General features: G+C 60.8%; 2 protein-coding genes. Both read right to left on the minus strand.

Going from position 1 to position 687, the window contains the following annotated elements:
- A partial coding sequence (locus TU76_RS24055; protein ID WP_048352658.1) for an acyl-CoA dehydrogenase family protein occupies nt 1-495 on the minus strand: 495 nt, incomplete at its 3' end.
- Nucleotides 496-542: 47 nt separating this feature from the next.
- Nucleotides 543-687 (minus strand): hypothetical protein (locus TU76_RS25705; RefSeq protein ID WP_169775418.1); only part of this gene is annotated, 145 nt, incomplete at its 5' end.

The raw sequence follows: 687 nt of genomic DNA on the forward strand, positions 1-687 counted from the left end.
GGACATGGTGCCGGCCCAGCGGCCTTCATACATGGGCGGCAGGAAGGTGTTGTTGAGTGCTTCGCTGGCGTGGGCATCAATGGCCAGGCAGGCACCGGACGTCAATGCCGAATACAGTGCGAAGCTGGAGTTGGCGGCATAGAGCATTTCTTCAAACTGCACGGCCAGCATCTTGGGCATGCCCAGTCCGCCAAATTCGGGGTTGCCCGACAGGCCTACCCAGCCGCCCTGAATGTACGTGTCATAGGCGGACTTGAAGCCCCGGGGCGTACTGACGTTTCCGGCCTCCCACTGCGCGCCTTCCTCGTCGCCACTGCGGTTGAGCGGTGCAAGCAGCTGGCCGGTGACTTTGGCGGCTTCTTCGAGAATCGCATCGGCGGTGTCGGCGTCCACCTGACCGGCCAGGGCGGGCAAGCGCGCCCACAGGGCTGGCGCTTCAAACACTTCGTGCAGTACAAAACGCATGTCGCGCAGCGGTGCATTGAATTCAGGCATCACAAAACCTCATTGTTGTTATAGGTGCATGGATCGTGCGCGATGATTTACAGGGCCTTGGCCATGTCGCGCAGCACGTATTTCTGAACCTTGCCCGTCGAGGTCTTGGGTAGCACGGTGAACACCACCGTACGCGGGACTTTGAACCCGGCCAGAGGCTCGCGACAGAAGGCGATGATTTCACTCTCGCGC

The organism is Pseudomonas psychrophila, from assembly GCF_001043005.1.
Taxonomy (GTDB): domain Bacteria; phylum Pseudomonadota; class Gammaproteobacteria; order Pseudomonadales; family Pseudomonadaceae; genus Aquipseudomonas; species Aquipseudomonas psychrophila.